Source organism: Orenia metallireducens, assembly GCF_001693735.1.
GTDB classification, from domain to species: domain Bacteria; phylum Bacillota; class Halanaerobiia; order Halobacteroidales; family Halobacteroidaceae; genus Orenia; species Orenia metallireducens.
The window spans coordinates 756,420-783,090 of the sequence record NZ_LWDV01000009.1; the positions used below are offsets into that span (position 1 = coordinate 756,420).

General features: G+C 31.6%; 21 protein-coding genes and 3 tRNA genes. 3 read left to right on the forward strand and 21 right to left on the reverse strand.

The genetic code is table 11. The annotated features are described in order from the left end of the window. Nucleotides 1-28 precede the first annotated feature (28 nt). The 3 genes from U472_RS11550 to U472_RS11560 all read right to left on the reverse strand — a co-directional run bounded on the left by U472_RS11550 (nucleotide 29) and on the right by U472_RS11560 (nucleotide 4,740). The gene (locus U472_RS11550; protein ID WP_068718615.1) at nucleotides 29-595 is read right to left on the reverse strand and encodes a histidine phosphatase family protein; all 567 of its coding nucleotides are present in this window, start codon (nucleotides 593-595) and stop codon (nucleotides 29-31) included. A 330-nt stretch (nucleotides 596-925) separates the two neighbouring features. Then, nucleotides 926-1,969: a site-specific tyrosine recombinase/integron integrase gene (gene xerA / locus U472_RS11555; RefSeq protein ID WP_068718617.1), complete on the reverse strand. Its 1,044-nt coding sequence runs from the start codon at nucleotides 1,967-1,969 to the stop codon at nucleotides 926-928. A 311-nt stretch (nucleotides 1,970-2,280) separates the two neighbouring features. Beyond that, nucleotides 2,281-4,740 (reverse strand): U32 family peptidase, encoded by a 2,460-nt coding sequence (locus tag U472_RS11560; RefSeq protein ID WP_068718618.1) that lies wholly within the window; start codon nucleotides 4,738-4,740, stop codon nucleotides 2,281-2,283. A gap of 249 nt (nucleotides 4,741-4,989) precedes the next feature. On the opposite strand from U472_RS11560, the gene U472_RS11565 reads away from it, so the two are divergent. Together U472_RS11565 and U472_RS11570 are read left to right on the forward strand one after the other, a co-directional pair. Then, complete coding sequence (locus tag U472_RS11565; protein ID WP_083189891.1) at nucleotides 4,990-5,223, forward strand: hypothetical protein; 234 nt, start codon at nucleotides 4,990-4,992, stop codon at nucleotides 5,221-5,223. Nucleotides 5,224-5,764: 541 nt separating this feature from the next. After that, nucleotides 5,765-6,769 (forward strand): DUF4382 domain-containing protein, encoded by a 1,005-nt coding sequence (locus U472_RS11570; RefSeq protein ID WP_068718620.1) that lies wholly within the window; start codon nucleotides 5,765-5,767, stop codon nucleotides 6,767-6,769. A gap of 179 nt (nucleotides 6,770-6,948) precedes the next feature. Here the strand turns inward: U472_RS11570 and U472_RS11575 are convergent, their stop codons facing one another. The 8 genes from U472_RS11575 to U472_RS11605 all read right to left on the reverse strand — a co-directional run bounded on the left by U472_RS11575 (nucleotide 6,949) and on the right by U472_RS11605 (nucleotide 12,011). Beyond that, nucleotides 6,949-7,941: a hypothetical protein gene (locus tag U472_RS11575; protein WP_068718622.1), complete on the reverse strand. Its 993-nt coding sequence runs from the start codon at nucleotides 7,939-7,941 to the stop codon at nucleotides 6,949-6,951. 329 nt (nucleotides 7,942-8,270) lie between these two features. Then, complete coding sequence (gene sleB, locus U472_RS11580) at nucleotides 8,271-8,972, reverse strand: spore cortex-lytic enzyme (RefSeq protein ID WP_083189892.1); 702 nt, start codon at nucleotides 8,970-8,972, stop codon at nucleotides 8,271-8,273. A 476-nt stretch (nucleotides 8,973-9,448) separates the two neighbouring features. Next, on the reverse strand, nucleotides 9,449-9,691 hold the full coding sequence (locus U472_RS17065; protein WP_068718624.1) for a hypothetical protein: 243 nt from the start codon (nucleotides 9,689-9,691) through the stop codon (nucleotides 9,449-9,451). Nucleotides 9,692-9,724: 33 nt separating this feature from the next. Further along, entirely contained in the window at nucleotides 9,725-9,973 is a 249-nt protein-coding gene (locus U472_RS17070; RefSeq protein WP_218059071.1) for a hypothetical protein, read from the reverse strand. An 82-nt stretch (nucleotides 9,974-10,055) separates the two neighbouring features. Beyond that, entirely contained in the window at nucleotides 10,056-10,595 is a 540-nt protein-coding gene (locus U472_RS11595) for a transcription repressor NadR (RefSeq protein WP_245684791.1), read from the reverse strand. Nucleotides 10,596-10,701: 106 nt separating this feature from the next. Next, complete coding sequence (locus tag U472_RS16345) at nucleotides 10,702-10,851, reverse strand: DUF1540 domain-containing protein (RefSeq protein ID WP_083189893.1); 150 nt, start codon at nucleotides 10,849-10,851, stop codon at nucleotides 10,702-10,704. Between the two features lie 118 nt (nucleotides 10,852-10,969). Further along, on the reverse strand, nucleotides 10,970-11,227 hold the full coding sequence (locus tag U472_RS11600; RefSeq protein WP_068718629.1) for a hypothetical protein: 258 nt from the start codon (nucleotides 11,225-11,227) through the stop codon (nucleotides 10,970-10,972). Nucleotides 11,228-11,342: 115 nt separating this feature from the next. Continuing rightward, nucleotides 11,343-12,011 carry a DUF421 domain-containing protein gene (locus U472_RS11605; RefSeq protein ID WP_068718631.1) on the reverse strand — a complete coding sequence of 223 codons (669 nt, stop codon included), beginning with the start codon at nucleotides 12,009-12,011 and terminating at the stop codon, nucleotides 11,343-11,345. 297 nt (nucleotides 12,012-12,308) lie between these two features. Between U472_RS11605 and U472_RS11610 the strand changes: the two genes are divergently transcribed. Then, entirely contained in the window at nucleotides 12,309-12,656 is a 348-nt protein-coding gene (locus tag U472_RS11610; RefSeq protein ID WP_068718633.1) for a hypothetical protein, read from the forward strand. 77 nt (nucleotides 12,657-12,733) lie between these two features. On the opposite strand, the gene U472_RS11615 is transcribed toward U472_RS11610, so the two are convergent. The 10 genes from U472_RS11615 to U472_RS11660 form a co-directional block, all read right to left on the reverse strand. Beyond that, on the reverse strand, nucleotides 12,734-15,598 hold the full coding sequence (locus tag U472_RS11615; protein WP_068718635.1) for an Eco57I restriction-modification methylase domain-containing protein: 2,865 nt from the start codon (nucleotides 15,596-15,598) through the stop codon (nucleotides 12,734-12,736). Nucleotides 15,599-15,869: 271 nt separating this feature from the next. After that, nucleotides 15,870-18,401 carry an alpha-glucan family phosphorylase gene (gene glgP, locus U472_RS11620; protein ID WP_068718637.1) on the reverse strand — a complete coding sequence of 844 codons (2,532 nt, stop codon included), beginning with the start codon at nucleotides 18,399-18,401 and terminating at the stop codon, nucleotides 15,870-15,872. Between the two features lie 49 nt (nucleotides 18,402-18,450). Further along, nucleotides 18,451-20,100, reverse strand: a complete 1,650-nt coding sequence (locus U472_RS11625) for a glycoside hydrolase family 57 protein (RefSeq protein ID WP_068718639.1) — start codon at nucleotides 20,098-20,100, stop codon at nucleotides 18,451-18,453. Nucleotides 20,101-20,514: 414 nt separating this feature from the next. Next, entirely contained in the window at nucleotides 20,515-21,270 is a 756-nt protein-coding gene (locus tag U472_RS11630) for a DUF4912 domain-containing protein (RefSeq protein WP_068718641.1), read from the reverse strand. Between the two features lie 157 nt (nucleotides 21,271-21,427). Continuing rightward, nucleotides 21,428-23,161, reverse strand: coding sequence for a glycogen synthase GlgA (gene glgA / locus U472_RS11635; RefSeq protein ID WP_068718643.1), 1,734 nt, complete (start codon nucleotides 23,159-23,161; stop codon nucleotides 21,428-21,430). Nucleotides 23,162-24,552: 1,391 nt separating this feature from the next. Further along, nucleotides 24,553-24,629, reverse strand: a tRNA-Met gene (locus U472_RS11640). A gap of 19 nt (nucleotides 24,630-24,648) precedes the next feature. Continuing rightward, nucleotides 24,649-24,737 (reverse strand) — tRNA-Leu (locus tag U472_RS11645). A gap of 69 nt (nucleotides 24,738-24,806) precedes the next feature. Then, nucleotides 24,807-24,891: transfer RNA gene (locus U472_RS11650), tRNA-Tyr, on the reverse strand. Between the two features lie 251 nt (nucleotides 24,892-25,142). Next, complete coding sequence (locus U472_RS11655) at nucleotides 25,143-25,856, reverse strand: nitrite/sulfite reductase domain-containing protein (protein ID WP_068718645.1); 714 nt, start codon at nucleotides 25,854-25,856, stop codon at nucleotides 25,143-25,145. A 111-nt stretch (nucleotides 25,857-25,967) separates the two neighbouring features. Further along, nucleotides 25,968-26,651 carry a nitrite/sulfite reductase domain-containing protein gene (locus tag U472_RS11660; protein WP_068718647.1) on the reverse strand — a complete coding sequence of 228 codons (684 nt, stop codon included), beginning with the start codon at nucleotides 26,649-26,651 and terminating at the stop codon, nucleotides 25,968-25,970. Between the last annotated feature and the right edge of the window lie 20 nt (nucleotides 26,652-26,671).

Genomic DNA, 26,671 nt, shown 5'->3' on the forward strand with positions numbered 1-26,671 from the left:
TGCTAACTTTAAGCCTTCACTAAAAAATTTAAACTTCTATCTGCTTAATAAATTTTAAATTTTCATTCTCAAAACTCAACAAAACTATGTCTGGCATTTTAATAGTTTTCCAAAAATTATAATCATATTTTTCATCAAAATAATTTAAAATAACTCCTAACCAAGTCCCGTGAGTTCCAACTATAATATTTTCATTATGATATTTTCTTATTATTTTATTTAATGCTCTTATTCCTCTTTCCTGCACTTGATTTAATGATTCTCCACCTTCCAAGCAATAATCAAAATCATTCCATTGATGCTTTACAAAATTTCTAAATTCTTCATCATTTAAATATCTATTCGCTACTTTTCTCTCTTTAAAATCTTCTATTATTTCCATATCTAAATTCTTATCTTTTGATACACCTTCTACAGTATGTACTGCTCTAATATAAGGACTTGATAACACTCTTGTAATATTCAAGTCTTTAAAAAAATCAGTTACTCTCTTAACATCATTTTTACCTTTTTCAGATAATGGTCGATAAAAATCATCATCCTTTGGAACATAATTACTCTCTGCATGTCTAACAAAATAAATGTTTGTTTTCATTTTTTATCTCCCTCATTCTGAATATTAATTCTCTCTTTTTTAATCATGTCATTTAATAAAAATCCTATAATAACAAACAAACTAAATTTCTTTCATTAAGTAACAAACAACTATCATATATGATATATCATATTTTTATTATCATCATTATTGTTATAACACCTGCATTGCATCTATGTCACCTAACATATATCTTAACGAAGTATGTCGTATAATTCTCTTATTTATAGGTATTAACGACATACGTCATAAAACCCTCATATCCAGTGGTATTAACGAAGTACTTCGTTAATACCCTATATATCTTTAAACTTAGTGCCCCTCAAAAGCTTATATCTTATCTAAAGGACTCTCAATCTTACTAATACTTTTTTTACTGACATGTGTATAAACTTCTGTTGTTCTAGAACTCTTATGACCAAGCAACTCTTGAATATAGCGAAGATCAGTCCCCCTTTCTAATAAATGTGTAGCAAAAGAATGCCTTAAATCATGAACAGATACATCCTTTTTTATCTTTGCTTTCGAGCAAGCCTTCTTAAAAATTTTTTGTACTGTTCTTTTGGTCAAATGAGTATCTGGCTTTGCTCCAGAGAATAACCATTTTTTAGGATTATACACTTTATAGTAGTCTCTTATTACATCTAAAGCAAGATATGATAGTGTAGTATATCTATCCTTTCTACCTTTTCCTTGCCTAACTCTAATTAACATTCTATCACTATCAATATCCTCACATTTTAATTTAACAACCTCTCCTACTCTCAGTCCAGCTGAATAGACCAAATATAAAATTGTTTTATGCTTTTGATTGTCTAATGATTCTAATATTCTAACTACCTCTTTCTCACTTAATACTTGAGGTAGCTTTTTCTCTTTTCTAGGTCGAGGTATACCAATTGTAATATTATCCTTCTTAAGTACCTTCGCAAACAAAAATTTCAAAGCACTAACTGCTTGATTAACAAAAGAATGAGAAAGTTTCCTTTCATTTAATAAAAATAATAGATACCTTTTGATATCTTCTGCCCTAACTTTATCAATACTCTCATTACTAAAATTAATAAATTGTCTAATATGACTCAAATATACATCCTCTGTTCTTTTACTATATCCCTTCAACCTTAAACATTCTATAAATTTTTTTATTGTAATTTCATTTTCACTAAAATATTCAAAATTTAAGACAACCTTTTCATCTTTAAAAATTTCTTTTATTTTCTTTATATTATCGAATGAATAAGGGACTATCCAAACCTTATCTTCTGCATCCCACCTCCGTCCTCTCAACTGCCTTATTCTCTCTACCCTTTTCTCAGAATACTTAAAACTAACTACTAAAAAATCTTCATTCTTATTTACTACTATAGACATAAATTGGCTCCTTTCATAATTGAAATCTTCCTTTATAAAATTTATAACCAATTCATGTCTTTTATATACACTAAAAGAATTATCTACCACTATATTACTACTATATTTGTTAAAATCCTGCAAATTACTTTTAAAAGTTACAGAAAAAGCATCTTTAATTTAAGTAATTCTCATTATCGGCTAACTATCTTTTTATTTTACTTTAGATTTACGAGCCTGAACAACAAGTAATAATTAAAAAAGCCGAGGAACCCCCCCGACTCTCTCTACCTTTTAATATTCCTTTAATTATACGTAAACTATCAACTGCCTTACTTCACTCCCCGATAATAATGCCCAGTCGTATACCCCTTCTTCTTAAACCTAAAACTCAACTCACTCAAATCAACATCTTCCCCTTTCAACTTAGCCTGATAAGCTCTAATTACCTCAAGCACCTCTTCTTTATCTTCTAGAATAAAGTCAAGACGATAACTCTGACAACCTGTTAAACTGATCTCATCTAGATACTCTATCAGATATAGTGGCTGACTATTGTAGATAATTGTTGCACAGCTATTAGGGTTAGCTTCAATTGGAGCTACCATCCTCTTTCTATCTAAGAGACCATAGCTCCCCTTACTACACTCACCTTGACACTTCTTCTTAGAAGAGAATTCATTCTTAACAGTACCTATAGGACAGTACTCAGTAATCATCATCGGTAGATGTCCATATATAATTAGTTCCTTAGCAATATTATTATATCTGGCTATCTCTTTAATCTCCTGTAAATTCAACTCTGGTGATAAGACTAGACTCTGATAATCCTCCCCTCTCCAATGCTTAACACTATAACTATTGAAGGTATTCAGTGGATAGTCTGCAATTAAAGATTTGTCTGTACCTTTTAACAACTCTGCTGCTCCTAAGTGAGGGACTAGATAACCACTGATCTCTGACTTCTCTAAATCTTCAATCTGACTCTTAACCCTCTTCATCTCTGCTGAACGGGAGATTTGAGGTAGCTTCACAAATAACTGAGTCTGATAATCTCTAAACTTATCAACTATCTCCCCTATCTGCAAGCCTCGACTATCACAATAGACTCTATCTACACCTAACTCTAAAACCTCTTCAATATAATCTAAATCCTTCAAATAAACTGCCAGCTCCATAGTCTTTTCAAGCTTTGAAGGCTCTAGATTAAAAGTATCTTCCTTTATCTTATTATTCCGTGGATTCATGATAAACTGCTGGCTTCGCTGATAATCTAGCTTCTCTACAGCATCACGACGCAGTTCATTGATCTTAGAAATAGGAACAAAGAGATTATCCTCGATATCCAATTCTAAGTCCTCTAATTGATAAGGGGTATTCCCCAACTTGCTCAACTGCTCCCGAAAATCTTCAGAGGTGATAGCCCGTTTTTGAGCTTCCTCAGGGATGAACTCACTTTGAGCCGATACATAATGACCTGCTGAATCCCAAAGATTAAATTCCATCGGTCTACCTAGCTTAGCTGAGATTTGCCCAAAAATTTCAATCTTCTTGATAGTGTCAGGGAATACATAACTCTCCTGTAATCGTTCCAATAGCTCCTTCTGAGAAGTCCGATAGACAGGATTACTTTTCTTGATTTTTCCTCTAATCTCCACAGAGATAATATCCTTACTAATTTGCTGATAATCTGAAAGTACCATCCCTATATTTCTACCACCATCAATCCAGATCTCTATTCCATCACCTTGATCAAGTTCTTTAGATAATTTAATCTTACACTCCTTAGTCTGCTGGTTATAAGCAAGTACCTCTCCCACCTTGATACCCCAGTTCTTAGGGCGTTGATGGCTGATTAAATCTAAGTTGTCCTTACCTAGATAATAACCAGGGATAAAGCCACCACGATTGAAAATCTGCTCTATCTCCTCTTGGTCTTTGGCTAAGACTCGATGAGCTTTATTCTCAAAATATTCATTAATATATTTTCTATACTTCTCAGTTACCAAAGCAGTATATTCTGGTCGTTTCATCCTCCCTTCAATCTTCAAGGAAGTAATCCCTGCCTCAATCAACTTAGGTATAATCTTCAAGGTATTGATATCCTTGGGGCTGAGTAGATACTTCTTAGCATACTCCTCTTTAACCACCTCTCCACTATCTAAATCTACTAAGCTATACGGAAGACGGCAAGGTTGAGCACAGCGACCACGATTTCCACTCCTCCCTCCAATCAAGCTACTCATCAGACATTGCCCAGAATAAGAAATACATAAAGCCCCATGAACAAAGACTTCTATCTCTAAGTCGGTATTATCGGCTATCTCCTTAACTTCAGCAATGGATAGCTCTCTAGCCATCACTACCCGAGAGAAACCTAACTCTTCCAAATATTTAGCACCTTCTAGATTATGTATAGTCATCTGAGTACTAGCATGAATCTCCAGGTTAGGAAAGTTATCCTTAACCAACTTAGCTGTTCCCAAATCCTGTAGAATCACCCCATCTACTCCATACTGATAAATCTTTTCGATAAACTCCAATACACCCTTAATCTCACTATCCTTATAAAGAGTATTGACAGTTACATAAATCTTAACTCCACGAATATGGGCATAATCAAAGACCTCTTCTAACTCTTCTACAGTAAAATTATCAGCATTTTCACGAGCATTAAAACTCTTGCCACCTAGATAGACAGCATCACATCCATTCTGCACTGCTGCATATAAGCTAGCCCAGTTTCCCACTGGTGATAATAACTCAACCTGATTCACTCTATAATCATACATCTATATTAATACCTCCATAATTTGAATTGATAAGTAATGTTTCTAACTCTTCGTTACTCGTCACCCGTCACTTGTTACTTATTTTATATTATCCCACTTTTGATTGCAATTAAATTCTCAATTACCCTTATCCTCTAATAATTTTCTATTATGTATGACTCATTACATTAATCAACACCAAAATATAGGATAATATTATTGAAAGATAATTAAAATTATAAATCTGCTTCTCTTAAAGGGGTGATAACTATGGGGCTTAAAATGAAACTTAAAAACTGCAAAAAATGCAACCATATCTTTGTTAATAATGGACAAAATCTATGTCCTGACTGTATAGAAGAAGAGAGAAATAATTTTCAAAAGATAAGAGATTATCTCTGGGATAATCCTGGCTCAAATATCAATGATATACATCAAGAGACAGAAGTTCCTCTAAAAATAATCAGACAATTTCTTAGAGAAGGAAGGTTTAAGTTCATCTAATTTTAATCATAGTGTTATTTAGGAAGATTACCTATAACTACAAAGAAGATAATCAGCTATTAACTAGAATTAATATATTAACATCTTGTGCTAGTATAAAAGCTAATATAATTTGTACTTATTTAGACATATAGTCTCGTGAACTTAGACTGAAATTTTCCAGTATTAATATTTCTATAAAAGTTTTATAATTATATTAAGTTATAGACAAAAGTTATATGTTCTAGATACTATATTGGATAAAATTCATTTTAGATTCACAAATCTATATAGTCTCGTGAACTTAGACTGAAATTTTCCAGTATAAATGTTTCTATAAAAATTTTAGAGTTAGATTAAGTTATAGACAAAAGTTATATGTTTTAGATACTATTTTGGATAAATTTCATTTTAGATTCACAAATCTATAGTAGGATAAAATTTTAAAGTCATATTTAGTATGACTGCTTACATTAATTTATCTCACAGTATTCTATAATCTAATTAAGAATAAGTCATCTAACTATACAACAAACTTCATTAAATCAAGGAGGAGATAGATATGATAAAAAAGAAATCATTTCTTTTAATCTTATTATTATCATTAGCTTTAGCAATCACAGGCTGTAGTGATGAAGATAGCCCCCTTAGTAGTGGTAGTGGTGAATTAGCTTTATCCCTTGCTGATGCACCTGTCAATAATGTAGCAGAAGTAAATGTAACCCTTTCAGAAGTACAAGTAAGCCGCTTAGAGGATGGTCAAGAAATCTGGGAAATAATTAATGATTTTGCTGACAATGGTGGAGAAGCAACCTTTGATTTATTAACCTTGCGCTTTGATCAAGAACTATTAGGGCAAGAAATGTTAGCAGTTGGACACTATAATCAAATTAGATTAATCGTAGCTGCCGATGAGCAAGGAAAAACAGGGAAAAATTCTGGTAAATCTTATGTAGTCTTCAATGATGGCTCTACCCAGCCTATCAAAATACCATCTGGAACTGAAACTGGGTTAAAGATTAATCATGACTTTACTATTGAAGATGGGAAAATTACTAGATTATTATTAGATGCTGATGTAAGTAAGATTATGCATAGTGCAGGAAATAGTGGTAAGATAATCCTAAGACCTACTGCTATTAAGATTATAGACCAAGTCATCTCAGGTGGTATCAAAGGAAGAGTAGCAGATACTACTGGTCAAGCTATTACTGGAAATGATGTTCTAGTAGAGGCTTGGAATGGTGGAACAAAAGTTGCTTCAACAGTAGCTACTGTTGAAGATATAGTGGATGAAGATACTGGTGAAGTGATTAAAGAAGCAGGTTCTTTCTTACTAAGAGGACTTGAAGAAGGAACTTATACTATTAAAGTTAAAGTAGTTACTGGAGAAGATTTAGATCAAGATGGAAATCCTGATGAAGTATTAAACACTAACGGTGAAGTAATGTATCAACAGACTAATAATATTACTGTTGATGTAATTGCAGAACAAGTCACACCATTATCAAAGAATATCATCTTAGAAGAAGTAACTGTTGATACAACAACTACTACTGAGCAATAAAGTTAAAAATTATAATGTCTATACCAATAACCCTTAATTATATAAAAAGATAGGAGGATAAATCCTCCTATCTTTTTAAAGTTTATGATTAAACTATATATTAAAGAACAAGTAGAGTAAATTAAGATTCTTGGACACGACTATATTTTTCATTTTAATAACTAACTTTTAATCAACCATTAAATATAATAAAACAAGATAATAGTTACTATAGCCAAAATAGATATTAAAACAAAACTATAAAGGATTAACCCTTCTCTATTAGTAGAATTATCTAACCCTTGTGTGATAGCTTCTTTAACTTCAACCTTTGGTACTGCTAATTTCAACTCTGATTCCGATTCAATAATCAACCTACCTTTGATATCTTCTCCTAAATCTAAAAGTAAATAATACACTTTCTTCTTAGCATCAAAATAAATTTCCTCTATCCTTACCTTTAATTTATTATTTTCAACAATCAAATCTGAGAATTTTTCAAAAAAATTACGGTAATCTAGTTCTGCCAACTTAACTAAAATTATATCATTTTTTTGTAATTCTCTTATCCTCTTCCCATGGACAGCAGATATCTGAGGAAGGCAATCAATTATAATTTCACCATCACCCTCATTCTTATTTTCCTTTTCTTCCTCTTCATTCTCATCATAAAACAACTGGGGATATTTTTTCTTTAGCTCCTCATAATCCTTTAGCTCTATAAATAAAGCTAATTCTACATGCTCCTTTACTATATCTCCTAAGCGAGCTTTAAATCTATCATTAATCTCCTCAATTTCATCTGCCATAAAAAGTTCAATAAACTCTACAATATCAATTTCTGTCAACTCCTCTTTGAGCTTGGCTCTAATCATTCTACCTTTCTTCTTCTCTACTTCAGAAGACTTGGAGAGTAACCTTAAAAAAGCCTTATTATCAGGTGAAACATAGGATATATTATCTCTATTACTAACTATCGCTTCAAAGTTTATCATCTTTCTATCTGGTATACCTATAATGACAATAAATAATACATGTACTTTACTCTTACCACCATAAGAGATCCTACCCTGAATATGAATATATTTCTTTTCAGCTTCAGCAATATCTGATAATATATCTAAATCGCTCTCAATCCCATCTATAGTTGTATCCACTGAATCATTAATAGGAACAAAGTGGCTCCCTTCCATACCCTACCTCCTTATAATAGCTCTTTAACTATTTCATTACTTCTTTCAAAAAAATTTTTTTCCTTCTTTTTAAGCTATTGTTTCTTTCTATAATTTCAACTTATTAATCCAATTATTATCAGATATAAATAATAATCTATATCCCATACTACTAGAAGAACTAATGCAATAGAAAGATATTAAGACAATTGATAACTAATAACCAGTAAATAACTTAACCTGTCACCTATTACTCATTACTACCGTAATATACCTATTAGCAGTTACTATCTATATTAAAATCATTAGATATGTAAAAAAACAGACCTTATTAAAAGGTCTGCTCTTCATTATTTAGCAAAATAATGTCTTCCAATTTTTGTGATAATCTCTCTAGTATAAATCCAATAAGATGTTACCTTAGCTGGATTATAGTAGAAGACTGCTCCTTCTGTTGGATCCCATCCTTTTAGAGCATCATGAACTGCATTCATCACCTTTGGATCTGGTGTTAACCAGAATTGACCATCATGAACAGCTGTAAAGGCCCAAGGTTCAAAGATAACCCCTTTAATCGTATTTGGGAATCTTGGGTCTGCTACTCTATTTAAAATAACAGCTGCCACAGCAACCTGACCTTCATAACTTTCACCTCTTGCTTCAGAATAAACAGCTCTTGTTAATAAGTTTAACTCTTCTTGAGTTACATTAATTCTATATCCAGAAGCTCTATTAACATTAGCTGTATTCTTATAACTATTTTCATCCTTTAATTCATTAATAGTCTCATAACCAGCCATACCATCGATTCTAATACCATTGTCCTTCTGGAAATCAATAACAGCCTTCTCTGTTATAGGACCGAAATAGCCAGTAGCTTCAACTGTAAAGTAACCTTCCTTAGCCAATTCCTTTTGTAATGACTTCACATCATTACCCCTAGCACCAAAGTATAATAATCTATTACCTAAAGTCACCGCTTCACCTACTGATGTCACTACACCCATTAATAACATCACTAAAGCCAATACTATAGCAATATTTTTTTTCATTTTACTACACCTCCTGATTATTTTCTTTTTATAAATTCAACTACATTATCATCTTTAATTAATTTTTTATAACCTTTCAACGAACAGATATCATTATACCTATAGAAATATAGAATTTCAAAGGAAGTTATTGTAAATTAATTGAGTCAATTGGCAAACAGCAGCTTATAATTTAAAGAATTGATATAATATAGAGATATTGCGACACTTTTTGTGTTGACAGTTAAGGTTTTTATAGGTGAAAAGAATTATTGTTTGAACGTGGCAATGACAAAAGTAACACGGGAAAAAAGCTGATAAGCTTTCCCGTAATTGTTTTAATAAACTTATTAAAAGTTTGTTTGCTTTTTTAAAGTAAAACTGTCGCAATATCCCCATTAACCCTCAACCTTTAATAACGTAAACTATTTTAATAAAGAATAAGGATTAGCCCCAGGGCTAATCCTTATTCTTTATTCTCACTCTTCTGCCAAGCACTAACTAAAGAGGATACACCTTGAATTAAAAAAATAACTGGCCCGTTCAGTTTTTCCAGTCTTTTCACTCACTTTATCAGCCACTTCTATAAAATTAGTATAACTTAATAAAGTATTCCAGACAATTGAACTTATATTTGATTCTAGAAGATTCTTTCTAACCTCTGCCCAGAAATAAGGAAAGAAGATTATATTCAAAATAATCCTATTAAAAATAGACTCAATAAATAGGTTAATCCTCAATAGTAATTTCCCCAAGTCAATAGTAGTCCTATCTCATCCATGAACAAACAAGCCTAATCCCATCCCATAAATTACTGCTGCATGCCTTCTCTTAAAGATTGATGAACCAACTATAGCAATCCATCCCGCAATAGCAATTAAGAGTATCCCAAAGTAAAACTGGTAGATGTGATGACCAAATAGCATTATGTTCCTTCCTATATAGAACTTAGTATCAGGATTTAATCCCTCTTTAGCTACCTGAGCAAACTTACTCTCTGCTGAGCCTGCAATTAATACCATCAATCTAATTAATAGAAAAGAGATCAAATAAGAAATAGTAATTAAAAAAGAATGGTCTTTTCCTCTTTTATACTAATTGTTATCAACTCCTTCCTATCTCATATTCACTCTCTAATAAAAACCCCTTCTCTCTTAACTTATCTTCAATCAATTCCAATACCTCTTGATTTAAGGCTTCAATAGTATGTAAGTGCACCCCTTCAGTTAATGTTGATAGAGGTTTAACATCTTCTCCTCTATAATTTTCTAGAAAATCCTCTAGATCTTTCCGGTTTTGTACCATTAACATTCCCTTGATTTCACCATAAATAGGATGTTCAACAATTACATCCCTTATTCTTCCTCCATATTTAATTACGGTCAACAACTCTTCTTCTATATCTTCAGGTTTATGCTTACAAGCTACTGTCTTTTCTACCATATTACTATCTTGTGGCACCATATATCCTCTTGCTGTAGCTAATATCTCTTCACCTTGTGCCCTCAATAATGCTATGTCTTGAACAATTACTTGGCGGCTTACACCAAAAACATCTGCCAAATCAGATCCAATCATCGGTCTACTTTCTTTTTTTAATTTATTTAAGAGCATCCTTCTTCTATCTTCTGCAGACACACTCATCACTCCTGAACTACAAATTATTTATATTAATCTCTCCCTATATTATTTATTTCATTGTAGATTGTAAAACTCCTGCTAAAAAAGCTGGCAGAATGCCAGCTAATAATTACTCTCTTGCAAAACTTGCACATTTTGTTCCTTCAGCATATCTAGTAAATTCCCCATTATCATCACAAGTAACTAAAATTTCTTCTAAACTACATATCTTTTTAGCATTATAGGCACAACTTTCTACATTACATTTAATCTTTGCCATGATAACACCTCTGTTCTTAGTTTAAAATAAATTTTAAAAGCAAGAGCTTTAGCTCTTGCTTTTATCTATTTAGAAAAAATTATAAATCATTAAGGTCTGACCCTTTAGTCTCATCGTTTTAGAATAACTTTTGTTGATTCTTTTTTGATTTCTCTAATTCTTCCTCTAAATCAAAGTCATCAGGATTTAACTCCTCAGTATCTTTAACTTGGGATAAAGTTCCTTGATTTTTATTAAGCGTCTCTAACTCTTCTGGTGAGTCAAAATCATCAGGATTTATCTCTTCTGTATCCTCTCTTGAAAACACCTCCGCTTCTTGCTTATTTTCAAGCTCTAATAAATCTTTAGAAACTTTATCTTTAGGTTTTTTAGCCATTATATTACCTCCTTTAATTATATGCTATTATTAATTTCCCACAATTTTAAATAAATTATATCCATTATCCTTTGGAAAATAATAAGTATTACTTAATAAATATTACAACCTATCCTTATTTAATAGAAGTATATAGTTCACCATCGGTTTCTAAAACTGCTAACATAACATCCTTAAAGTCCTCGATACCTCTTTTTTTTAACTCCTTTAATAACCAAGCCTCATCTAAATTGACCTTATCTAATCCATTATAATTAATCTCTCCATCAGTAATTAATAAGGTAGGAATCCCTTCATATTTAGTTGCAATGCCTAAATCATTGGGGGTTAGCCCCCTGTGCTGTGATTTAGGTATTACTGTTAAATCTCCAGAGGTCTCCAAAATAGCAAATTCTACATCTGATGGATTAAAGATACTATTCTCATGGAGCTGCATCAAAAGATCATGAATACTATAACGGGATTTTCTCATCTCTGTCTCATCAATCTTACCATTTCTAATTAAGATACTAGGTGTTCCATTAATTAACCTTCTAATAGTACTATTCTTTAAAGATAAGTATGATACTATCAATTCAATTGAAGCCAACGTAACTAGTGGGATAACTGCATCAATTAAATTAGTGTTCCTCTGTTCTATTACAATTACCCCTAACTCTGCTATCATCAATGATACTACTAAGTCAAAAGGGGTTAATTCTCCAACCTCTCTTTTTCCCATTAACCTTAAGGCCCCTAGGGTTAGAAAATATACAAAAATTGTCCTTAGTAATAAATTAAGCATAGTTTCTCCCCCTTAACTAAAATCACAATCTAATAGTCTATGGTTTATTTCTCTACTATTATTATCAGCAAATAATTGAATTTTATAAATAGTAATTTTTACAATCATAATTTATTCTAAATTATAGAAGAATCTTAATGAAAATTTATTATAGATACCGTATATCTAACTTTTATTTAGGCTATAATAGTAAAAGGATAAGCTATAATTATCTTCAATTCCTTTTATTCTTTATTACATCTAAATATCTAATATAAAAGATAAAATAGATAGTATTCAAGGAGGGATGTCAACCAAGTGGAAGAGAACTATGAAAGTACAAGTACAAGAAACTTTCAAATTAAAGCAAATACAGAGATTTCTCCAGGGCATTTGCTGATTAAATTCAATGATTCTCAATTCTCTGAACAGGATCTTCGTTTCTTTGGAGTCAATAAAGAAGGTGCTCCAGTTAGTGGGTCAGGTGTTCCAGCTGAACAGATTAATAGTCACTATAGAGATGAAACTACTGCTTTATTCAACATTAGTGATCTAGTACAGACTGGGCAATTTACCGATGAGACTGTAGAAGGTGTTATCACTGCTAGTGGTCATGAGATAGGTCGCCATAGGATCGAAACTCCTCCTTCTATTTATGTAGGATAAAAGTAATAAATAAGCAGTACTAAGTAATAGGTGACAAGTCTTTTACTCATTACTTGTCACCTATTACTTATCAGCTGTCACTGATGTTTTTCAAAATAAATTAAATGTTCACTATCCCATGAAGCTAACCCAAAAATATATCCTTCATAATTGATAAAAGGTAGATTTAATTCTAATCCCTTCTCCTTCCTCCTTAGATATTCATTCCATGTAAATTTCCTAGCAAAGATTATCTCTTTAAGAATCAACTTATTATCCTGATCTTGATGGACCATGTCTAAAAGAATAGATATACTCTCATTAACTATCAATCTTTGATAGATTTCCTCTAAACTTAAGTAGGAGCCCTCCTTATCTAATAATTCTTTAACCTTCCGTGCTATATATTCTCCAATCTTCCCTTTCAATAGCCTGTGGCTATAATATCTATAACCTGCCTGATTCTTCTTAGCATATTCTCTTCTTAACAGAACCAAAGTTTGATATTCACAACCTACTTGTTGAGCAATATCTTCTAAACTCTTCTCTTGCTGATAATGTAATCTAAATAGATCTTCCTCTGTTACACTTTTGCTCAAAGCATCTACCAAATTAAGCCTATAATCAATTAATTGATTATAATCTTTACTCTTTAAGTTAAATAGATATTCCTCTTCTAGCCTTCCATATTCACCTTCTCTTAACTTATCAGAAATTATCTTTATCTCTTCTAAATTTAAATTATAGATATTATATACAAGATAATCTAATCTTCCTTGCAAATCCCTCAAATCAGATTCTTTCACAGCTAGCCTTTCACTAAACTCTATATAATCTTGATATAACTCTTCTTTACTATCATAATCATCTTCCTCTAAATAAGATAAGAAAGATAAAGACTTAATCTCCTCCTTTAAAACTCTAATCTCTCTTACCAAAGAATCAATCACTTCTAAATATTCACCAATCTTTATCTTTAGCTGCAGGACGGTATTAGGATAATAGTCGTATAATTCATAGCTCATCTTCTTAGCAAAACTCTTGAAATAAAAATTATATACTTTAGAATTTAACAGACCTATCAAAAACTCTAAGGTTAACAAATCTTTAAACTCTTCTTTTAATATCAATAAATAGACATCAGCGCTACAATAATTTCCACCATCATCAATAGCAAAACGATTCTTAGAAGCCTTATAAGGATAAACTATCTTCCTATTATTAAATATTTCTTGGTTCCTACCCCATTGCAACTGATACCATTGCTTTAAGCCTCTCTTACATTCCCGTCTATTGCTAAGCCTATCTTTAAATTGGCTTAAATAAGCTATAGTATTTGGATAATCCCCAACAGAACTTATCAAATCACTATAAATTAAATGTTCTTTTCCTTCTTCTACTAGATACATATCAATATGGCGGTTCTTAATCCAAGGTCGTAATAGCTTCCCTTCTAGCTGTTCTTCTCTAACCTTATCCTCTGATACAACAAAGGCCTTATCATATCCAGTAATAATCCCTTGAAAACTATCACAAATATCACCTAAGATATACATTCCTTCTTCTTCAACCTTATTACAAATCGACTGCTCTTTCTTTGATAAAAGCCTCCATCCTTCAGGATTTAATTCCGATTGCTTAATAATAAAACTCTGATAATAATCTTGCTTCTGTTTACTATCTATTTTCTTAATTACATCTTCACCCTTAAAGTTCTGTGCTTTATTATTCAGTCTGATAACCTCTATCATACCATCATTCTTATTTTGAGAAGATAATTTAATAATAATAGAATCTACAATAGCACTTTCAAAAAGTTGTAGGCCATAGAAATCTAGGATAAATAAAAGGTTGACCTTCTTTTGAAGGTACTTCCTTAAACTCCCTCCTGCAGGCGACTCTAAAAAATAGCGAGAAGTTATCATCATTAGTTCACCATTCTTTCTAAGGGATTTTACCCCCTTCTCTAAAAAACAATAAGAGAGATCAGCTTTATCAGCATAAACTAAATAATTATCCTTCAACCATTGTTTATAATCCCTTTCCAGCTCTTTATGACCTACATAAGGAGGATTTCCAATAATAAAATCAAATCCATCCTTAACTTCTAACCTTAAAAAATCTCCAGTTTGAATATTTAAGCTCCTTATAGGTAGTGGATTATTAATTCCCTTAAATAATAAAGAGATGATAGTCAGTTGTACAGCAAAGCCATCTAAGTCAATGCCATATAGATTATTCTCTAAAATATGTTGATGTATCTTATTTAGACTCCAATCATCTTTAAGGTACAACTCCTTTAACTTCTCTAAATTACTAGTATATTTATCATATAAAATATCATAAGCCTCTACCAAAAAGTAACCACTTCCACAAGAAGGGTCCAGTACCTTTAGATAAGGATTTTTGAGAATATCATAGTTCTCTAAAGTATTTTTTAATATAAAAGAGATAATACTATCTGGAGTATAGACTTGTCCAGTCTTCCTTTTAGAAGTCTGCGAAACTAAATGTTGATATACCTCCCCTAATAGCTTAGTATTTAATTCCCTAAAATCATAATTATTTAAAATTCCACCTACATTATCAATTATCTGCTTATTTTTGCTCAATAACTCCCATCTAGAATCTAAATTTAGACCTTCATTAAAGTTATCCAAGATTACCTTAAAGATAGTATTTAAAGAGTAATCTATTAAATTTAAATCTTTAATCAACCCTCTAGCTTGGATAGACTTTAAAATTAATAATTTAATGATAGAGAGATAGGTTGTTTTTATGCAAAAATTATTATTCCAATTAATTCTCTCTTTCTTAGTTTTAATATCATCTAAATTTTGATATTCATCAATAATATTCTTAAATTCTTGGTTTCTTAATCTAGCTATAAATTCCTCTTGATAATCTGCCAATAAGACAGTATAAATTTTATCTATATCTTTAAATAATGCTCGTCTATTCATAGTAAACACCTCATTAAGACTATTTCTTTGACTTATAACTTATTTAATAGCTTCAACTATAATTATTATATTCCTTTTATTTTTATAATCAATTACATAAGTTAGTTCTTTATTTACTCCCAAGCCCACTTTAATTAAATTTCATTCTAACGCTAGATAACTACAATATCTAATTCTTTAAAAAATAAAGATTAATGAGTAACATGTTATGGAATTCTAAATTTTTCTACTAAATAGAAAAAGCGTTGGAAAACTCCAACGCTTTTCTTAATTAAATCCATTTAATTAAACCTAACTCATGCTTAGTAGCTAATTTATCTGGATTTGGGATGACCCTAAAGGTATAATTATAATCACCAGTCTCCTCAAATTTAACCTTAGCACTATAGGTATAATTATTCTCTTCTCCTATAGGTTTTAACTCCATAGGTATAACCTTAACAGAACTTTGATTGTGCTTATCAACTAGATAGACCTCTACTCTTACATCTTTAGGTATCAAATCACCTAATTTAACTTGTGCAGTAAATTCAAATTCATCAGTGATATTAAATTTACCTTGGGCACCTTGATTGATAGAACTAATCTCTATCTTATCCCAATTGCTTTTTAGAGTATACTTCCATTTAGCTAAATCTATAGCTACTTTATTTTCCTCAAATTTCATGCCTCGTTTAAGAGCTGGCATATATAATCTATTAGTATATTCTTGTACCATGCGGTCAGTATTATATTTAGGAGCATTGCTAACTATAGTCTCTTTCATATACTCAATCCACCCATGGGCAATTCCATTATCATCAACATTATAATATAATGGTACAATCTCTTTTTCTAAAGTATCATATAAGGACTTACTATCGATTAAATCCTGCTCTTCACGATTACTATACTCAGACTTATAACCAATAGCCCAACCATTTTTACCATTATAACCTTCACACCACCATCCATCTAAAATGCTAAAGTTCAATCCACCATTAACAGCTACCTTCTGTCCACTGGTTCCACTAGCCTCTAATGGTCTTCTTGGATTGTTTAACCAAACATCTACGCCTTGGACTAAGTATCTGGCTAAGTTCATATCATAGTTTTCTAAAATAATAAACTTTCCTTTAAATTCTTCACTTTCAGAGATATTGTGTAACTCTTTAATCAACTCTTGACCAGGAATATCAGCTGGATGGGCCTTGCCTGCAAATACAAATTGGACCTCTTTTCCATGGTTATTACAGATCTCTTTTAGTCTTCTTAAATCTTTTAAGATTAAAGTTGCCCGCTTATAAGTTGCAAATCTGCGAGCAAACCCAATAGTTAAGGTATCTTTATCTAATAGACTTTCATCCAGTTCAGCTAAACCACTATATCTCTTTTTTCTAGCTAAATCCTTCTGGCGAACAAAGTCTATCATCTTAGACTTTAAGGCTCTATGAACCTGCCAAAACTCCTGATTAGGAATCTCCTTAACCTTTGCCCATACTTGCTTATCTTCAATCCTATCCCGCCAATTTGTTGGAAGATAATTATCAAATAGCTCCTTCAACTCTGGAGCTAACCAAGTCAAAGTATGAATTCCATTGGTAATATAAGTAATTGGATTCTCATCGACAGGCACAGAGGGCCATAAATCCTTCCACATCTTACTAGATACATCACCATGTAAGGTACTAACTCCATTATGAAAACGAGATAATCGTAAAGCTAATACAGTCAATCCAAATCCTTCATCATAATCATGAATCATTCCTAATTTCATGAACTCTTCTCTACTCAACCCCACTTCCTGCCAGTAGTTAGAGAAATACTTATCCTTTAACGCAAAAGAGAAGACCTCATTACCTGCAGGAACAGGGGTATGGGTAGTAAAGATAGTATTAGAAGCAACCTTCTCCATAGCTTGATAGAAGTCCATATCATTATCTTTAATCAGATTTCTAATTCTTTCTAAACCTAAATAAACAGAGTGACCTTCATTCATATGCCAAACTGCTGGCTTATACCCCATCTTATATAAAGCTCTAGTCCCCCCGACACCTAAAAGAATCTCTTGGGAGATTCTAGTTTCAGAACCTCCACCATATAACCTTGAAGTCAGCTTTCTATCACCTTCATTATTAGATTCTAAGTCAGTATCTAATAAGTAAACAGTAATTCTTCCAACCTTTACTTCCCAGACTTTAAAGTATACATCTCTCTGCTCCAATTTAACAGAAAGGATTAAATCCTCATCAGACTCATCTTTAACTGGATTTACTGCTAGTAAATCAAAATCTAACTCTGGATAAACCGCCTTCTGCCATCCTTCATTATTGATTCTTTGTTGAAAGTATCCATTACGATAAAGTATTCCAACTCCAACAAAAGGTAATCCTAAATCACTGGCAGATTTGCAATGATCTCCAGCAAGAACCCCTAAACCACCCGAATAAATTGGTAGGGATTCATGAAAACCAAATTCAGCAGAAAAATAAGCAATTACTCTTCCTTCTGCTAATTGATCAAAGTTTCTGTTAAACCAAGTATCTTGACGATTTAAATAATTATCAAAGGATTCTATGACTTTATTATACTCTGTTAAGAAATTATCATCCTCAGCAACCTGCTGTAGAGTTTTATAACTTACTTTAGAGATAAACTTAATAGGATTTCTATTAACCTCTTCCCATAATTTAAAATCAATTTTCTTAAATAAATCTTCTACCTCTGGATTCCAAGACCACCATAAATTTTTAGAGATACGTTTTAAACCTTCAATCTGTGCTGGTAATTCTGGTTTAACTGATAAACTACCATAGAATTGCATCTATACCACCTCTAGCTATTTATTTACTTTACTTATTAAATTTATTAGGCTAACTAGGTATTGCTATATCTTCACCTTTACCTTCTATTTTAGGCTGATGTCTTTTACTATAGATTTTATAATCTATATCTGGGAATATATTGTCTTTCCATTCTATCTCACCTAAGAAACTTTCATTTATATTACCCGATTTTATTTGATTATATAAGTCTAAGAATCTACTAATATGGGCTTTTGTTCTATTAACAGCATATTCAACAGTAGTTCCAGTCATCATAATAAATGCCCAGTCACTACTTTGAGCCAGTAACAACTCTCTAGCAGCTTGATTTAATGCTCTTCTTGTTAAATCATCAGGATGATAAATCTCTGTTGCCAACTCAATCATCTTCTCTGCTGCATGATGCAGATGGCGATAAATCCAATCATTACTATCATCTAACCAGACATCATTATATCCTTTGGCACCCCAACTACACATTGGTGGTTGACAGACTTGATTACTTGGATATTCTTCTAAATAATCGATTGGAGATATCATCTTAACTACATCCTGGTCATAATAAGCCTTTCTAATTAAGAAATTAATAAAATCTGGTCCTTCATACCACCAATGTCCAAATAATTCTGCATCGTATGGTGATAACACAATAGGTTTTCTATCAATTAATCCATCCAAATATTCAATTTGCTTAGCTCTATTAAATAAAAAGTTACCTGCATGTTCAGCAGCTTTATCCCTTGCTACATATGGATCATATGGCTGCTTAGCATCTAACCCACACTCTGATCCAGTAATCTTATGGTATTTGATTCCTGTATCCATTCTAATTCCATCAGGATGAATATATGGTCCAATATAATCTAAAGGTAATTCAAATCCAATATCACGATAAAATTCTCTATAATTGTAGTCTCCTGGATAACCTGTCTTAGAACTCCAAACTTGACGAGAGGATTCTTGATCTCGAGCAAAAGCAGCAACTCCTGAACGAGTATAGATAGGAGAAAAGACACCATATTTAGGACGAGGTGTAGCATGTAGTATCCCATGAGTATCTACAATAAAAAATCTAATCCTAAATTCTCTTAAGATCTTATCTACACCTGGATAATAAGCACATTCTGGCAACCAAATTCCTCTTGGTTCTCTTCCTAAATGCTTTTTATGAGTCTCTACTGCTACTTCAATCTGCGCTCTTACTGCTTCAGGATACTGTTGCATCAATGGTAAGTATCCATGAGTAGCACCACAGGTGATAATCTCCAAATAACCTAGATCCTGAAATCTCTTAAAAGCATTAACTAAATTTTTATTATATCTATGTACAAAGGTCTCTCTAGCCTTCTCAAATCTCTCTAAATAAAATCTAGCTGTTTTATTAAAGTCAGGATTATCTTTAGTACGCTCTACCTCTTTGTGAGCCAGTTCAATCGATTTATCAATATGTCTAACATAACGATCTTGCAATAATGGATCTGCTAACATAGAAATTAACGGTGGAGTTAAAGACATAGTAAGTCTATACTCTACTCCATCACGATGTAATTCCTCAAAATGATTAATCAATGGTATATATGTCTCTGTAATAGCCTCATAAAGCCAGTTTTCTTCCATAAAATCCTCATGCTCTGGATGTCGCACAAATGGTAAATGTGCATGTAATACTAATGCTAAATATCCTTTTTCTACTACCATAGTTATCACTCCCAAAAATTTAATAAAATATACAAACTACTCTGGAAAGATACTTCATTATTTACATAATGTATTTATACAGAAAAATATTTTATCCTTCCTTTTAACCAATATAAATAAGTTCAACTTAAATCATCAAATTTGATAAATTAAAGTTTAAAAATATATTTTTCTATTAGATATCCCCTTCTAAAGTTAAATGACTATTTTAGATCATTATAAGATTTATAATCAATATATGATGTGCTAATGATCACTTACTCTATTTAGACACTTTAACAAATAAGTAAAGATAATCACTCCTATATAAAATATCTAATAAATCAATTTATTTTTATAAATAACTATATAACAGGGTTAATTCTATATAAGAGTAGAATTATTATTACAACCATGTATAAAATATTATACCTACTACCTTTCTAATACCTCTAATATTTCAACAGATTTTTTAAGTAATTCTGCTGAACCTTCTAATTGCTCCAGCTTAAGTAACGCTAGAGAACTTACTCTCTCTTCTAAACTATATAAATTAATCTCTAAATCTTCACTAATCTTTCTTATCCCTTTTTTTATTAATTCTGGAGAGCTAAGCCCTTCCTGGCCTCTTGCTAAAGCACCAGATAAGAGATAAATTATATCCATAGTCTCCTTAACTGTCATCCATTCTTCATCTAATATATCACTGATTTTATTATTAGGCATACTGACTCGATTGGATTCAAGAACTGGATGTATATTCCCAAATTTATCTAATACACCTAACTTCACCTCGTAGGTATTTGCTGGTGCTAAATCATTTAAGTACCATCTGTTATTATCAGCAGTAATATTAATATCATAATAAACATTATAATCACTACCTAAACTAAGATTATAGACCCTTAGAATTAAAGGTGCATCTTCTAATCCTTTGTATCCAGCTTGACGACAAATTTTATAAATCTTCTCTAATCTATACTCCCAATATAAATGAGCAGTCTTTGGATTTTTGACTTGTAACATCAACCTATCTTCTCCATAACTACTGGGAATTTGATATTGGTTGATATTATCTTGATTTGGCTCATTATTAGCCATCTTCTTCTGAGCAAGCTCACTTGTTTGTGGGCTACTTAATACCTCCTTATCTTCTAATTGATTTAAGTTAACCTCTTGAATTTCAGACATACTAACCCCTCCTCTAAAACTTATAATTATTAGTTATAAAATTATAATCATCAGTGAAGTTCATAAAGTAATAATTAGTAAATTTTAATTATGAAATTCCCTGAAGACACCCAATACCAATCTACAATTCTATTCTATATGAATAGCAATTATGACATTAATAGGTCAATAACTTCTTTAACTCTCCAAAAAGTTTATTTCCTACCCCTTTTATCTTCTTTAATTCATCTAAATTTTTAAACATACCTTCTTGACTCCTATAATTAATAATTTTATCTGCTAAATGAGGTCCTATCCCTTTTAACTCAGTTAAATTCTCTTTACTAGCAAGATTAAGATTGACTTTTTGAATCAAATCTCCTAAACCTTCCACTTTATTCTCCGAATTCATATTTAACTTTAGAACTTTTGCTTCTAATTCTTTATTTTTATCTAACTCTTCTTGATTTATCCCTAATAATCTACAATATAATTCGATATATTCATTAGCAGATTTATTCCAACTAAAATCAAAACTCATAGCTCTTCTCACTAACTTATCCCACAATTCTGGTTGATGATAAAGATTAATAGCTCTACGAATTGTATATAACATATCATGGGCATTATAATTTTTAAATGTAAATCCATTTCCTTCTCCTGTTACTTCATTATAGGATTTGATAGTATCATTCAATCCACCAGTTTCCCTTACAAGAGGTATAGTACCATATCTTAAACTAAATAACTGCCCTAGACCACAAGGCTCATACTTAGACGGCATTAAGAAGATATCACTTCCAGCATAAATCTTCTGTGCTAAATTGCTGTCATATCTGATATTTGCTGCTACTTTATTAGGATAACGCCTTCCTATATCTTTAAACATTTCTTCATAAAAATATTCTCCAGTACCTAGAATAATTAACTGTATATCTTCTTGTAATAGTTCGTCGACAATAGCAGAAATTAAATCTAACCCTTTCTGCTCAACAAGTCTAGAGATCAAACTGATAACTGGAACATCTTCTCTAATAGGTAAGCCCATATCTTCCTGTAACCTTCTCTTATTTTCATATTTGCCTGATAGATTATCTGCACTATAATTGGCATAGATTCTATTATCAGAAGTAGGATCATTCTCCTGATAACTAATGCCATTGACAATACCATATAAATCATCGGCATTCATTCTTAATACGTAGTCTAGACCTTCACCAAAATAAGGAGTTTTAATCTCACTAGCATAGGTTTTACTAACTGTAGTAATCATATCGGACATCTCAATCCCCATCTTCATATAATTAATACAGTCATCATGGCAAACCACTCCCCAATCCCAATACTTGGAATGTAATGCTAAAACATCATCAAGAACCTCTTTACCAAATACCCCTTGATAACGTAAATTATGAATTGTGTAGACTGTTTTAATGTCTTTATAAAAGTCATAGGTTTGATAATTTTCTTTAAGCATAATACTTAATGGACCAGTCTGCCAATCATTACAGTGAATAATATCTGGCTGAAAGTTTATTTTAGGTAACATCTCTAATACAGCACGGCAGAAATAAGCAAATTGAATATGCTTATCTTTATTATCATAAAGGCTATCGCGATCAAAGTAATTCTTATTATCTATAAAATAATTAATTACTCCCTCTCTTTCCAAACTATTTACTCCAACATAATTATCCCTCCAACCAACCCTAGTCCTAAAGTGAAGCTGGTGTTCTAAATTTTGGAGATAATCCCATGGAATCTGCCTATATTGAGGCATAACTACTCTAATATCATGTCCCTCTTCTTTTATAGCTTGGGGTAAGGAACCAGCTACATCGGCTAAACCACCAGTTTTAGCAAAAGGTGCAACTTCAGAAGACACAAATAATATCTTTAACTTATTCTTCATTGTAATCCTCCTCTAAATTAAGTAGGTATATCTTTAGATCGAATAAAAGAAAATTATATTAAAATATATTTCTATTATCCATAATTATGCAAGATTTAAACTTTAATACATATTACTCTGTTTTTTTTCTTAAATTTCTAATAGGTAGGTAATAAATTTTTGATTGTCTATTAACTATATGATTATCCTAGTCGTTAATATGTTACTTTAAATAAATTTTATATTTAATTTAGAATGTTCTGGTCTGCATTAAAAATTCATACTCTTAGAATGCTTTTTCTTTTAAGCATACAATTTAAATTATCACCATAACTCAAGACTTTTATTCTAAACAAATAATTTCTTTAATAAAAATTTCATCTTTATCTAACTTAATTTAAACAATTATAAACTGATTATTAACTTATAGCTTATATAATTTAAATATATTTTAACATACAAATCAAAATTTTAAAAGTTTTTAATTACATTTAATGAAAAAATTTACATTTATGTATTCCTACTGTAACCCTAAATATAAGCTTTTATGCTATATACTCTTATCTTTATTTTAATTTGATTTTTATTATAATTTTGATTTTAGGCTTGGATATCTATATAAATTGAATTAAAGTTTTTCATTAAGCATTTATTCGTGTATATATGAAAATTATTAGTTCAACTTATATATAGTTATCTAACTTTAGAATGAAATATAAAACCAATCTACCTCACCCCTCACCCCTAACCCCTATGAGGAATATAATTCAATTCCTCTTCGTACAGAACCAGTCTCTCCTCATGCCAAGAGAGGGGAACAAAATATGTTTTAATTCTCTATTTTAAGGTAGGAGAGAGCTAGGGAAATTATACTTTATAATCATTTTTAATAAAGTATAATGACCATGGAGAGTCTCTTGAGACTTGTAAGGAGTGAGGTATAAAAATGGTTTTAAATTTTCTATAAAATTACACTTTAGACTTGGATATATCTATTATAGATTTACCATAAAATAGGTTAATAACAATCATATGAATTATTCAAATTTTCAAAATATTTTAAGGAAACTGTTTACATTTATCCTAAACTAACATATAATATAAATAAGAAGAGAGTACTTAGTAGAATCGATTCTCTTTAAAGTACTGAGTAGCCGAGCAAGTTACCATAAAAAACTTGTGAGGTGATATCCATGTACTATGAAAGCATTTATTTTGTCAAATCTAAGGAACAAGACCTTCTTAGAGCTGAACGACAAGCTGAATTAGAACGAAAAGCAAAAAAACACAATAATTAAGCAAAAAGAAGTAGGTTGGAATTCCAACCTACTTCTTTTTTTAGATTTATATGTATAAAACAAAAAAACTCTTTCTCAATTTGAAAACATTTCTAATTTAGATTATTTTAATTATGGTAGCGGCGGAGGGATTTGAACCCCCGACTCTACGGGTATGAACCGTATGCTCTAGCCAACTGAGCTACACCGCCATATCATTTAATTTTAAAATGGTACCGAAGGTCGGACTCGAACCGACACGGGAGTTAAATCCCACCGGATTTTAAGTCCGGTGCGTCTGCCTATTCCGCCACCTCGGCATAATAACTCTCAATCACAATTATTATTTTACAATATTCTAAAAAACTTGTCAACTATTAATTATTTAATGGTGGAGGGGAGAGGATTTGAACCTCTGAAGGCGTCGCCGGCAGATTTACAGTCTGCTCCCTTTGACCACTCGGGAACCCCTCCATAATCTTTAATTGACACATAGAATAAAGCACTTACCCTTAATTAGGCAATTTTTTGTGCAACTTTTAATATAATATCACACCACAAAATTAATGTCAAATAAAAATTTAAATTTTTATAATAATTTTTAATTAAATTAATCATTAAATTTTTTGAATATATATTAAATGATTCCCAATAAACAAATTATAACTTATTCCAAACATAAATTAAATGATAGACTATAAGCTATTAATAGTCTTCTTAAATAATTATCCTTCTAATTCCTCAAAATGTTCCATTCTTATTTGATTCTTAACCTTTTCATCAATGACTATCTCTTTAAACTCTTCCCAACCTATTCTATCTATCATCTCACCTAATCTCTCGCCTACCTTACCCTCTTCTTTATAATAATCCATAATCTTTTCCACAAATAATAGAACTTGTTCATGGCTTAACTGATGAGCAATAGTTTTGGCTAGACTTGGATTATGCCCTCCTGCTCCTCCAATTCTTAATTCAAATCCTTCTTCATGACCTATTACACCAATATCTCTAATAGCTGGTGCAGTACAAGATAAATGACAACCACTTACAGCCATCTTCATTCTTGAAGGCAATTCCATACCTAAATATTTATTTTCTAAAGCCATTCCCAACTTAACTGAATCAGCTTTCCCCCGCTTACAGAAACTTGTCCCAGGACAGAAACGAATACCTCTACATCTTAAACCAGATTTGTCTTTAGACTTCATTCCTAAATCTTCCCAAGCTTGCTCTACTTGCTCAGCTTCTAAACCAATTAACATAATCTGCTGACCAGATGTTACTTTGATTATACAATCATATTTCTCTGCCACTTCAGCAATCTTTTTTAAGGTTTTAGCATTGGTTAACCCCCCACTGATATGGGGAGTAATTGCATAACTTCTCTTGCCATTTTTAATCCGCTGCAAATTTGCCCCTTGTGGTAATTGAATCATATTAGTTCCTCCAATCTTATTTAAAGAATGAATATAAGAGATCAGTGTGAATAAATTGAAAACTGCTTTACCAATTATTAGTACTCACACCGATCATCTAGTAAGATTACACTACTGTATCAATACTTTATCTTTAAACTCTTCCATCCCAACCCGATCAATAAATTCTCCTAAGCGTTCTCTCTTGTTTCCATTCTCTTTAAAGTAATTAATTACATTATCTATAATCTGCAAAGAATCTTCTCCAGTCTGATGTTCAGCTATAACTTGTCCCAATCTAGCTCTTACTCCACCATGACCCCCTGCATAGATATGAAAACCTTTAGCTGTACCCATTAATCCTAAATCTCTAAACTCTGTATCCATACACTTATTAACACAACCACTTACTCCCATCTTAAACTTACCTGGTAGCTCTACACCATGATAACGCTTATCCAGCTCCATTCCCATCCCTACAGAGTCCTGTTGGCCCCTTTTACAGAAGGTAGTTCCTGGACAAAATTTAATACTTCGAACACAGACACCAATCGCATATCCTGGATCCATTTCTAAATCATTCCATACATTATCTATATCCTCTTCCTGCAACCCTACAATAGCTAGACGTTGTGAGCTAGTTGCTTTAACTGCTGCAGCATTATATTTCTTAGCTATTTCACCAATCTTAATCAAGTCATCAGGATTTAAGATTCCTCCTGGACTATGGGGCGCAATTGCATAAGTTCCATCACGCTGTAAGACTGCCCCTTTTGCCAATAAATCTTTCTTAGTTCCTTGATTCTTCACATCCATATGTTTACCTCCTTAGATAT

Excerpts from the sequence above, each read along its gene's own strand:
- U472_RS11630 (WP_068718641.1), bottom strand. The coding sequence starts at position 21,270 with ATGTCTGAAATTCAAGAGGTTAACTTAAATCAATTAGAAGATAAGGAG.
- U472_RS11600 (WP_068718629.1), bottom strand. The coding sequence starts at position 11,227 with ATGGCTAAAAAACCTAAAGATAAAGTTTCTAAAGATTTATTAGAGCTT.
- U472_RS11575 (WP_068718622.1), bottom strand. The coding sequence starts at position 7,941 with ATGGAAGGGAGCCACTTTGTTCCTATTAATGATTCAGTGGATACAACT.
- U472_RS11595 (WP_245684791.1), bottom strand. The coding sequence starts at position 10,595 with ATGAGTGTGTCTGCAGAAGATAGAAGAAGGATGCTCTTAAATAAATTA.
- U472_RS11560 (WP_068718618.1), bottom strand. The coding sequence starts at position 4,740 with ATGTATGATTATAGAGTGAATCAGGTTGAGTTATTATCACCAGTGGGA.
- U472_RS16345 (WP_083189893.1), bottom strand. The coding sequence starts at position 10,851 with ATGGCAAAGATTAAATGTAATGTAGAAAGTTGTGCCTATAATGCTAAA.
- glgA (WP_068718643.1), bottom strand. The coding sequence starts at position 23,161 with ATGAAGAATAAGTTAAAGATATTATTTGTGTCTTCTGAAGTTGCACCT.
- U472_RS11660 (WP_068718647.1), bottom strand. The coding sequence starts at position 26,651 with ATGGATGTGAAGAATCAAGGAACTAAGAAAGATTTATTGGCAAAAGGG.
- U472_RS11615 (WP_068718635.1), bottom strand. The coding sequence starts at position 15,598 with ATGAATAGACGAGCATTATTTAAAGATATAGATAAAATTTATACTGTC.
- xerA (WP_068718617.1), bottom strand. The coding sequence starts at position 1,969 with ATGTCTATAGTAGTAAATAAGAATGAAGATTTTTTAGTAGTTAGTTTT.
- U472_RS11570 (WP_068718620.1), top strand. The coding sequence starts at position 5,765 with ATGATAAAAAAGAAATCATTTCTTTTAATCTTATTATTATCATTAGCT.
- U472_RS11565 (WP_083189891.1), top strand. The coding sequence starts at position 4,990 with ATGGGGCTTAAAATGAAACTTAAAAACTGCAAAAAATGCAACCATATC.
- U472_RS11655 (WP_068718645.1), bottom strand. The coding sequence starts at position 25,856 with ATGATTCAATTACCACAAGGGGCAAATTTGCAGCGGATTAAAAATGGC.
- glgP (WP_068718637.1), bottom strand. The coding sequence starts at position 18,401 with ATGCAATTCTATGGTAGTTTATCAGTTAAACCAGAATTACCAGCACAG.
- U472_RS11625 (WP_068718639.1), bottom strand. The coding sequence starts at position 20,100 with ATGGTAGTAGAAAAAGGATATTTAGCATTAGTATTACATGCACATTTA.
- U472_RS11550 (WP_068718615.1), bottom strand. The coding sequence starts at position 595 with ATGAAAACAAACATTTATTTTGTTAGACATGCAGAGAGTAATTATGTT.
- U472_RS11605 (WP_068718631.1), bottom strand. The coding sequence starts at position 12,011 with ATGCTTAATTTATTACTAAGGACAATTTTTGTATATTTTCTAACCCTA.
- U472_RS17070 (WP_218059071.1), bottom strand. The coding sequence starts at position 9,973 with ATGGTATTAATTGCAGGCTCAGCAGAGAGTAAGTTTGCTCAGGTAGCT.
- sleB (WP_083189892.1), bottom strand. The coding sequence starts at position 8,972 with ATGAAAAAAAATATTGCTATAGTATTGGCTTTAGTGATGTTATTAATG.